This is a genomic window from Oceanobacillus massiliensis str. N'diop (assembly GCF_000285495.1).
Classification (GTDB): Bacteria; Bacillota; Bacilli; order Bacillales; family Amphibacillaceae; genus Oceanobacillus; species Oceanobacillus massiliensis.
In genome coordinates this window covers 18377-28738 of sequence record NZ_HE610980.1, presented here as the reverse complement: position 1 = coordinate 28738, position 10362 = coordinate 18377, and the positions used below count along the sequence as shown (strand labels likewise).

The 10362-nt window shown below is 39.8% G+C and carries 11 protein-coding genes; 4 read left to right on the top strand and 7 right to left on the bottom strand.

Annotated features, from left to right (window positions below):
- Window positions 1–443: 443 nt before the first annotated feature.
- From OMHG_RS15300 to OMHG_RS15280, 5 genes are all read right to left on the bottom strand, one after another.
- Window positions 444–2030, bottom strand: coding sequence for a bifunctional metallophosphatase/5'-nucleotidase (locus OMHG_RS15300; RefSeq protein WP_044477042.1), 1587 nt, complete (start codon window positions 2028–2030; stop codon window positions 444–446).
- Window positions 2031–2115: 85 nt separating this feature from the next.
- The gene (gene phnE / locus OMHG_RS15295) at window positions 2116–2829 is read right to left on the bottom strand and encodes a phosphonate ABC transporter, permease protein PhnE (RefSeq protein ID WP_237566210.1); all 714 of its coding nucleotides are present in this window, start codon (window positions 2827–2829) and stop codon (window positions 2116–2118) included.
- 85 nt (window positions 2830–2914) lie between these two features.
- On the bottom strand, window positions 2915–3730 hold the full coding sequence (gene phnE / locus OMHG_RS15290) for a phosphonate ABC transporter, permease protein PhnE (protein WP_010651762.1): 816 nt from the start codon (window positions 3728–3730) through the stop codon (window positions 2915–2917).
- The gene (gene phnC / locus OMHG_RS15285; RefSeq protein WP_010651761.1) at window positions 3727–4503 is read right to left on the bottom strand and encodes a phosphonate ABC transporter ATP-binding protein; all 777 of its coding nucleotides are present in this window, start codon (window positions 4501–4503) and stop codon (window positions 3727–3729) included. Before phnC ends, phnE (OMHG_RS15290) begins: the two co-directional genes overlap by 4 nt.
- Before the next feature lie 124 nt (window positions 4504–4627).
- Entirely contained in the window at window positions 4628–5590 is a 963-nt protein-coding gene (locus OMHG_RS15280) for a phosphate/phosphite/phosphonate ABC transporter substrate-binding protein (protein ID WP_010651760.1), read from the bottom strand.
- Window positions 5591–5797: 207 nt separating this feature from the next.
- Between OMHG_RS15280 and OMHG_RS18470 the strand changes: the two genes are divergently transcribed.
- From OMHG_RS18470 to OMHG_RS15265, 4 genes are all read left to right on the top strand, one after another.
- Entirely contained in the window at window positions 5798–5956 is a 159-nt protein-coding gene (locus tag OMHG_RS18470; protein ID WP_154648246.1) for a hypothetical protein, read from the top strand.
- 302 nt (window positions 5957–6258) lie between these two features.
- Window positions 6259–6546, top strand: coding sequence for a glutaredoxin domain-containing protein (locus OMHG_RS15275; protein WP_010651759.1), 288 nt, complete (start codon window positions 6259–6261; stop codon window positions 6544–6546).
- An 81-nt stretch (window positions 6547–6627) separates the two neighbouring features.
- On the top strand, window positions 6628–7002 hold the full coding sequence (locus OMHG_RS15270) for a YppG family protein (RefSeq protein ID WP_010651758.1): 375 nt from the start codon (window positions 6628–6630) through the stop codon (window positions 7000–7002).
- A gap of 286 nt (window positions 7003–7288) precedes the next feature.
- Window positions 7289–7984 (top strand): alpha/beta hydrolase, encoded by a 696-nt coding sequence (locus OMHG_RS15265; protein WP_010651757.1) that lies wholly within the window; start codon window positions 7289–7291, stop codon window positions 7982–7984.
- A gap of 33 nt (window positions 7985–8017) precedes the next feature.
- Here the strand turns inward: OMHG_RS15265 and OMHG_RS15260 are convergent, their stop codons facing one another.
- Together OMHG_RS15260 and OMHG_RS15255 are read right to left on the bottom strand one after the other, a co-directional pair.
- Window positions 8018–8875 carry a DegV family protein gene (locus OMHG_RS15260; protein WP_010651756.1) on the bottom strand — a complete coding sequence of 286 codons (858 nt, stop codon included), beginning with the start codon at window positions 8873–8875 and terminating at the stop codon, window positions 8018–8020.
- Window positions 8876–8960: 85 nt separating this feature from the next.
- On the bottom strand, window positions 8961–9872 hold the full coding sequence (locus OMHG_RS15255; RefSeq protein WP_010651755.1) for a DMT family transporter: 912 nt from the start codon (window positions 9870–9872) through the stop codon (window positions 8961–8963).
- Between the last annotated feature and the right edge of the window lie 490 nt (window positions 9873–10362).

The window sequence follows — 10362 nt, the reverse complement described above, 5'->3', positions numbered from 1 at the left end:
AGTGTATTTCCGGAGTGGCAATTAACACACTATAATTTCTATAAATAATTGACAGAGCAGCATAGAAATGAGGAAATCCTCTTTGGCTTTTTTGTCTTCAAAAAAAGCGAAGACGCTAAGACACTAAGACCCCATTAGATGCATCTGCGTCAACCAGTAACGCTCCGTAGCATGCTTCGGGTGCAAGGAAACAAGGAAGCAATCGCAAGTTGTACGCTGGCTTAGCGCGAGCCCGCGGAAAGCGAATTGTATTTCAGGAGCGGAGATAAAGCTCATCATCAAATTACCTCACAGTTTATATGTTTTACGTAAAAGCAAAACGCTCTTTGAGAAAACAGACCTTTTAATTTCAGGTTTCCGATAATCCCGGTTAATAGAAAAAGCCAGCTATCATGGACAGCTGGTTATGGATGAATACCGTTATTTCCCTGGGATTTTGCAGCCTACAAGATAACTGAAAAGTTATTTTTTACAGTGGCAGGTATCTCTTGTTTCTTCTCGAAATAAGCGCTGATCAGTTCAACCGCATCTTTTTGTATTTCCTTCACTACAGGCTTGTTCTTAAACATTTTATAATTCCCACCGCCTGAAGCGCGATAATTATTAAGAACAACATGATATTTTTGGCTATAATCAATCGGTTTTCCGTGATAAAAAATATCGGTAACTCTTGAGCCCGGTTCTGCAGATGCGTGAATCGTATATTCGATGCCTTCCCACATGTCATAATTATAGTGCTGCGGCTTTGGTTCAATATAGGCCGGATTCACGGCGATGCGCTGATCAATGACAGTAAAATATTCAGCTGTTTTTTCCAGTGCTTCTTTAATATCTTTACCCGATAATTCCAATACCATAAGTGTATTGGGATACATGTAATTAGAGACTATATCTCTCATGGTCACTACTGACGTAAAACCGGTAGAAGTGTTATTCAACAGCGAAGTAACGGAAATATCAACACCGCTGGCATCCATCTGGACTTCTTGGATAAATTGTATAAATGGATGCTTCTTCATTCGGGTCATGAGCGGGTCATGGATGATCATATCGCCTTTGATGTAACCTATCGGCTGATCGAGCCATTGCTGTGTCGATTCCTCGATTTCCTTCATATAGTCGAGTATCAGTGGATCAGGTTCCGTGTTACTCATTGTGTGGAGGCTTGCTGTCTTGCTCGTTATCTGCCAGCTATCCTTCAATTTCTCCAAAGCAATCTCCACTTTTCCATATGCCTGTCCATTATTTCCGGGCTGCAGGATTAAAGTATTATTAATGGTTTCGTTCAGCTGACGGTGCTGGTGCCCTGTCAGCAATATATCAATTCCTTCTATTTCCTGGCACATTTGATATCCTTGATTTTCGCCTGTCAGTGGCTCTGTTTGTTCACCGGTCTTTAAGTCCCTTTCAAAACCGCCATGATACGAGGCGATTAACACATCGGGTTTCTCCGCCTCCTGGATATATTTAACCCATCTATCCAATGTCAGGAAGGCATCTGCAAAAACTAATCCCTGGATATGCTCTGCAGACTCCCAATTCGGTATATAGTGGGTGGTTACACCGATGATCGCTGCTTTTATTCCGCTTGGCAGATGTTTGATTATGTAAGGAGGGCCGAATTTCGGTTTATTCGTTGACTCGTCAAGTATGTTTGCTGAAAGCCAAGGATAGTCTGACTGGTTTATGGCATCAGACAGAATCTTCTTCCCGAAGTTAAATTCATGGTTGCCGATGACGCCGGCATCAATCCCAATTCGATTCATTATTCCAATCATCGGATTTTCCCTATTATTGAATTCTTTTACATAGTGGGTCATGAGTGGTGTTCCTTGAATCAAATCACCATTATCCAGAACAAGTAAATTTTCGCTTTGCTGTCTGGCTTGCCTGACGACGGAGGAATAGTTGGCTAGGCCAATATCTGCGGTCTCGTTTGTACCATATAGTATTGGCATGGCATGACCATGAACATCACTAGTGTATAGAATCGTTAATTCTGCTGATTGTTTCTGCAATTTTACGGACATCCTTTCTAATTATGAAGCAAAATGCCCCTGAGGCGGGCTTACTCCTCCTCGGGGGACATTGTACTCGTTTTAGCTTGTACTCTAGCTAGATGATTTTCCTTCTTATTCTTGAGGAAGCAAAATCGATAATGGTTACAACGATAATGATCGCCAGCAAAATGGTTCCCATTTCACTCCAGTTCCTGTTGTTGGAAGCAAAAATAATCATGGTACCAATACCGCCTGCACCAACGATACCGAGTATGGAAGAAGCACGTATATCTACTTCGAAACGGTAGATTGCATAAGAAAGGAATTCGGGAGTAATCTGAGGGATTACACCGTAAAATAAAATCTGAATTTTATTTGCTCCACTTGCTTCCATTGCCTCAATGATATTCATATCAATCGATTCGATAATTTCCGAGAACATTTTTCCTAACATTCCAGTTGAACCAATCGCAATGGCAAGCACTCCGGCAAATGCATTCGGACCGACTGCAACAACGAAAAGAATAGCCAGAATAATATCAGGAAATGCGCGGATAGCCGACAATATCCATTTGCCGACCGTTGACAGAACGACGCCGCCCATCATATTCCTTGCTGCCAGGAAGGAGAGGGGAACTGCAATCACTGCGGCCATTAAGGAACCGGCAAATGCAATGAACACCGTCTCGAGCATACTCATGGAAACATCGCCCACAGCTGACCAATCCGGGCTGAATAGCTTCGGAATGACCCGCTGAAAATTATTTGCTGCACGATTTATGGCACGGCCCCATTCAATATCAATGCTTAAGAAGGTCCATATATACATTGCAATAACCAATATGGCAATGATACTATTTTTAATATTTTTGTAAGTTGTATTTTTGGTTTTGGAGGTAAGTTATATTTTTCCATTATAACAATTCCTCCCTTATTTTCGTACTGATGTATTCAATAATTATAACGACGACAAAAATCATAATAATGATCATCATGGCATTTGGGTAATTATAAAAGCCCAATTGCTGATTCAGTATAAGCCCAATACCACCTGCACCGACAAGACCGAGCACAACGGATGCTCTGATATTGATTTCAAATACATAAAGCACCAGCGATGTGAATTGCGGCAATACCTGTGGAATCAGTGCATACCAGATAACCTGCAGTACATTCCCGCCTGAAGCACGCATAGCCTCCATCGGGTCCATATCAACCGATTCGATCGTTTCACTGATTAGCTTAGCCAATATCCCTAATGAAAAAATAATAAGCGCAAGGATACCTGGGAATAGCCCGATTCCAAATAGTCCAACAAAAATAACCGCTAATACGAGGTCAGGTATCGTACGCAAGATGTTCAGGAATGTACGGGTTATCAAATACAGCGGTTTAAATGTCGTCACATTTTCAGCAGCTAACAGTGCTAGTGGAACGGTTAAGATTGCAGCAACGGTTGTTGCGATGATAGCCATCTGAATGGTTTCCACCATTGGACCCCAAATAGCGGATATGACTGCTGTATTAGGCGGGAAGAATTTTTCAATAACCGTGAACATATTGCCAATAGCCCCGCCAAACCCGCCGGCCATTTGCTGCTGTGTCCAAATCATACTGAATAAATAGATGCCGAGTACAACAAAGAATATAAGGCTTACCTGTACTTTTGTCTTAATGGGATAGATTGGTGGTACTTGCTTGGAATTCAGGGAGTTATTGTCCGTTGTCACGATTCATCTGCCCCCCCACGTAAGTCATCCTCACGTATTGAGCGGCCATAAATTTCTTCAAAAGTACTATCGGTCACTTCGGAGACTGGGCCATCAAAAACGACTTCGCCGGCACGCATTCCGATGATTCGATCCGCATATTCCATAGCCATATCGATAAAGTGAAGGTTAACGATGGTTGTTATATTATCCTCTTTATTGATTTTCTTCAAATAGGTCATTACTTGATGAGATGTCGGTGGATCAAGGGATGCCACAGGCTCATCAGCCAGAATATATTTAGGCTGTTGTGTCAGGACACGAGCAATACTGACACGCTGCTGCTGGCCACCGCTTAGCTCATCAGCGCGGTTATAGATTTTTTCTGCAATATTTACACGCTGCAGGCTCTCATAAGCCAATCCCACATCTTCCTTTTTATAGGCATTGAAAATAGAGCGCAATGTTCCGGTATGCCCGAGGCGCCCAGCGAGAACGTTCTTTAAAACATTGGATCTTTTGACAAGGTTATAGTTCTGAAAAATCATTCCTGTCTTTGTGCGGAGCTTTCGCATGTCAGATCCGCGATACTTTAATATGTCTTCATCATCTACAAGAAGAGATCCGGAGGTAGGGGTTACTAAGCGGTTTATGCTGCGAATGAATGTAGATTTTCCGGCGCCGGATAGTCCGACAATAACAACAAATTCTCCATCATTTATTTTAACATTTATATCCTTTAGGCCTTCTGTACCGTTCGGATAGACGAGACCAACATTCTTAAATTCAATCATTATATGAATTTCCTCCATTACATTGATGTGTCCTGAACATTAGGAAAAAAGGGGAGTGAATACTCCCCTTTTAATTGTCATCTGCTTATTTACAAAATGAATCGTTTTTGTTGGAGCAAGGTGCTTAAAGCTCGATATTATCTTTAAATTTGTTGTACGTATCTTTTACAACCTGATACTCTTCATCGGTTGCTTCGTCAATTGAATCCCAGTTATAAACTTCATTCATGATTTGAATCATTTCTTCATCATCATTAAAAGATAGGAATACGTCTTTAATCTCTTGTACGAAATCATCTGGCAACTGTTGAGTTACGGAAATCGTATCATTTGGTATTTCCTGTGTGTAACCAAGAATTTTAAGATCTTCCATTACTGTAGGATATTCTTCTTCTAATTCTGTACGTACATCATCAAAGGTAGTTGCTACATCAGCATCCCCTTCAAGGACAGCAATTGCTGAGTTATCATGGCCGCCAGTCTGCATCGTTCCGCCGAAGAAATCACTTTCCAGTTCAGCAGCAGTATCATAACCGAACTGTTCCATTAATTCGTTGGCAGGGAAGAGGTATCCGGAAGTAGAACCCTGGTCACCATATGCCCAAGTCGTGCCCTCTAAATCTTCTAAACTCTCGATGCCAGAATCAGAACGTACGACGTATTGTGCTTTATATGTACCTGATCCGTAGCGGATGGATTTCAAGATTACTTCAACATCATATTGTTCATTAGCTAATACATAGCCAAATGCCGGAATGAATCCAATGTGTACCTGATTGGCTCCCATAGCCTCAACTAAAGCATTGTAGTTTGTCATAACCTGACCTTCAACCTCAATGCCCAATTCCTCGCCTAAACGATCTGACAATGGTTCAATTGTGTCGGCAATCGTATCGGAATCCTGGGATGGAACAAATCCAATAACTAATTTATCGGGAATTTCCTCTTCACCTGCTGCAGTCTCCTCTTCTGAGGAAGTATCTCCTTCTTCTGTACCATTGCTTGAATCTGTTTCATCTGACCCACCACATGCTGCTAATACAAGTACTAATGCCAGCACTAATAATAGACTATAAAGTTTTTTCATCTTGACCCTCCTATTTTTTCTATAAAATAATCTCTACTATTCTATTAAATAATACTTTTCGGAATAAATCCAGTAAAATTCTGTAAATTTACAAGCTATTTACATTCTTTTTGCAAAATGATGTCAGATTACTTGCCATGATAAACGTAAATGTTTTCTTTCTGGCAATAATGGCTATATGTAATCAATAGGCGAGGAGAACCGTTATTGAGAGGAAGCTTTACTAATCGCCATATTGATTGGGAAATATATTTTGAAGGCAGAAATACCAATCCAGATAATCAGCTTCCGGGATGGCCTGATCGATATAGTTATCGTAAAGAATGCCAATCTTTCCTCTTATCGGAAACTGTTTTCGATGAGTAGACACGATACTGCCTTGAATATTTTGTTTATATCTTTAACTAGGAAATTATACTAAGAGAAGAGGGTACGTGGAAATCCACCTTTTCACCACAATAAATTTTCGATTTGCGGCGAAGACTATAGTAGCAATAGTAAGGGTACAAACTTCCATAAACTTTCGTTTTTTTACTTTATGAAGAAATTGTTACAATTGTAATATGAATGTAATATTATCTGGGTTTTTCGGTTTAGACACTGGTACAACAGGGTAAATAATAAACATAAAGTAATAAGAGTATTGTTACACATCAGGAGGAGTCAGTATGAGTAATGCGCAAGTTATAATATATGTGAGTGATAACAGTCCGCAATCTGAAAAAGTAGTAAAGCTTATCGAAGAAAATAATATGCAGTATACAATCAGGAATGTTTCCCAAAACAGTGATTACATGAAAGAGCTTCAATCAAAGGAAATATATGGCACACCTGCAACCTTTATTAACGATCAGCAACCCATCTTAGGCTACCAGAAAAACAAAATTAAATACGCTTTAGGTATAGATGATAATATATCGCACTACAGCTCGCTATTCGATGGATTTGGCAAATAGAGTATCAATTAGGATGCACACACTTTCCATATAAATGCATAATTTATTATAAATAGTATTTTGAAAAAGAGGTGTGAAAAAATGCAATATCGACAATATAACCAACCACCCAGCCACCCTCCAGTTAATTATAGCCACAATTCAAATTCATATCACACACCAAATTCTATTCAAAACTGGAATGTACCGGAGCTTCAGCAGACACCATATGAACTCTTTGCAAAGCCGGAATTACCAATACAGTGGGCCAATGAAACAATGAATAATCCTGCACAAACGACGCCAGAATCCAATACCAATGCAGCTGGTCCAGGTCCTGCAGCGTATTTTCAAAATGGGAACGGACAACTTGATTTTGATAAAGTGATATCAACGGTCGGACAATTAGCAAGTACTTATCATCAGGTTTCGCCAATTGTTAAGCAATTTAGTTCAATGATTAAAACGTTCAGGTAGATAATAGCGAGAGTTAAGAATGTCTTTAAAAGATGGATGCTTTTGTAGAGTATATAAACTGCATGTAAATAACAGCTTGGATCGGTGCTTTATAAGCATGGATCCGTTATCTTCCCAATTGAAACGAGATATCCTGCTTTGGAAATATCCTGCGCTTTCGGCAAAATTAAGTGAACTCCCTTTTTTTGTAAGAATAGGAAATCAAATATAATACATTTGATAATAGGAAATCCGATAATCGAAGAAGCTAAAAATGGGGAAGGAAACAAAAAGAGGAGAATATCGAATGATTGGTTGTTTAGTGATTCATGGATATACTGGTGGTCCTTACGAAGTGAACCCTCTGGCTGAGTTCCTGAAGGAAAATACGGACTGGCATATTGAAGTTCCAACCTTACCCGGACATGGCAGAGAGCTTCATTTAAAAAATGTATCCTACAAAAAGTGGATCAAGGCTGCAGAGAGCGAGTTAAAGCTGCTTCAGAAAAAGTACGAAAAGATTTATGTAATCGGTTTTTCGATGGGGGGCATGATTGCAGCCTACCTGGCAGCAAAGTATCAAATCGATAAGCTTGTATTATTGGCAACCTCTGGAAAATATTTAAACTTTAAACAAATAGGACTGGATATTGCAGGGGTCCTTGGTGATGGATTGAGAGGCACACTAGGGGAAAATGAACTCTATCACCATTATAAGCAAAAGCTCGGAATGGTTCCGTTTAAGGCTAATTTGGAATTTATGAAATTAGTCAGATTTACACGTCGGTATCTGGATAAGATTGAATCTCCGGTATTAATCGCACAGGGCCAGCTTGATGGCATGGTCCCGTCCAAGACAGCCTACTATTTAGATAAGGAAATCCATTCAGAACAAAAAGAGGTCATTTTTTTTGAGAGGTCCAGGCATCTAATTTGCCTCGGGGATGACAAGGATACTTTAAACGGTATGGTCTATGATTTTCTTGTTGAAAAGACAGAATAAAGCCCGTTTCCCACAGAGGGAGCGGGCTTTACATTATTTATCCCTGAAAAAGGCGATTACAAGTGCGCCTTCACCGCCATATGTGGATATGAGCGGTCCGGTATCTGTGAGATAGGCATCCTTGAAAGAATATTTGCTTCGTATCTCGGAAAGGACTTTTTTAGCTCTATCGGCATCATTGCAATGTGTCATGGAAATGATTTTATCTTCAACATTTTTGGTGTATTCTCCAATTTGCTCGATAAATCTTCTGATTGATTTTTTATCGCCACGTACTTTTTCGGAAACTTCGATGGCACCTTCTTCACTGGCGCGCATTAATAACTTTATATTTAATGTCTTGGCTATTTTGCCTTTTACCTTATCAAGACGCCCACCAAGCACGAGGTTTTCAAGTGTTTTTAAAACAAAGAGCGTAGTGGTCTGTTCAACCCGCTCATGCAGATGCTGTGCAAGCATGTTAAAGGAATAGCCCTCATCAAGTTTCAGACTTGCTTCGTGCAATAAAAGAGAAATTCCACAAGAAGCGGTTTTCGTGTTAATAACTTCAATTTTGCGTTCAGGCTCCTCTTCCAGAAGCATATTTCTGCCAGTCACTGCATTTTCATACGTACTGCTTAATTCCTTGGAAAGACTTAGCATAATGATTGGCTTTGTCGGATCTACTGCCTTATATGCATCGTAAAAATCGTTTGGGCTTGGTGCAGCGGAACGCGGTAATTCCTTTAACTCGCTTACCTTTTGATGATAGCCGGCCAAATCCAGTTCTGTTCCGCTCTGATATTGCCCATCACTGAAATGTAAATAGAGAGGCACTACTTTTATATCCATTTTTTCATGTAAACGTCCCGGGATATCTGCTCCGCCATCTGTCATAAGTTGTATTGTCATATCTTCACCTGCTTTAACGTTGAATTCTTAATAAATCTATTATATCAGCATTTCCTCAATCTTAATATGATTATGAAGATAAAGGCTATTTCTGGGCCTTTCTGGAGATGGTTACCATATTTTTCCTTGAGGTACTCTTAATAAAAAGGAAAAGTCCGAATAAGACAATGGTTCCACCGAGTAATTGAGACCATGTTAGGGACTCGCCAAGTATAAAGTAAGCAAGGATGCTTGCCCCAATCGGTTCGAATACAACAGCCATTGAAATGGTTGATGCGCTTACCCACTTCAATGCCCAATTAAATAATGTATGCCCGAAAAATGTCGGGAAAATCGCCAGCGCCAGAAATACCCACCAATGGTCAGCCGGATATCCGAAGAACGGATTTTGCAGTACCATATTATACAGCGTTAAAGCAATCGAGCTGACACTGTAGACAATGAAGGTATACGTCATGAGAGATAGATGCTTTCTTGCACTTTGCCCAGAAAGGAAATAGACTGTAACGGCTATTGCACCAAGCAATGCCAGAATGTCACCAAATAAGGCCATCCCACTTAATCGGAAGTCACCCATCCCGATGATAATGCTTCCAAATAACGCAATGATCATACTAATGATGGCCCCGTAGGAAAATCGTTCCCTAAAAAGTATATAGGTGCCAAGAAACGCGAATATCGGCTGCATCGTTACAAGAACGACAGAGCTTGCTACGGAGGTATAATTTAAGGATTCAAACCAAAGAATAAAATGCATTGCTAAAAAAATACCGGCCAAAATGGACAGCAGCCAGTTTTTCTTAGTAATTAACCGGAACTCCTGTCTGTATTTTAAAAGAATAACGGGTAACATAATTAAAACCGCAAATAATAATCTGTAGTTGGCGATAATTGCAGCAGGAGCACTGTCTGCAAGCTTGACTAAAATTGCTGAAGTAGATACAGCTGTGACACCAATGGTAACTGCCGCGTATGGGTTAAATGGAGGGAGGCGCATCATTAACATCCTTTGCAATTTTATGTTTCTTTCCATAGATAGTCATTTTATCGAAGTATAAGGATTTTATATATAGAATAACCAGGTTTTCGTTCTAAGAAACCGATAATATCACTAATTCTATCATGGTCAAAGAAAAAAATCATTAAGCGGTGTACTAGATATAAATGCAATATATGTGGTATGATAGTGGAAGCATTAGTATCGAGGCCTCTTACCACGTACAGGTGAAGCCTTTTTTGTACTTTAAAATGAATAAAATATAATGATACGAGATCAAGTCTTATATTCCCTTTTAAATAGCTGCTGTAACTGGAATAAGCAAATGCTGCTTATGATCAGGCATATCAGCGCAATTCATTTCTGCATAGACTGTATCCATTGTGCGAAATATGTCAGAAATGGTTAATTAAGAAGGTTTTATCTGCATGTTCAGGCGGGAAATTATTTAAAGAATAAAGTATGAGAAAAATTCAGGGCCTCTTTTGCG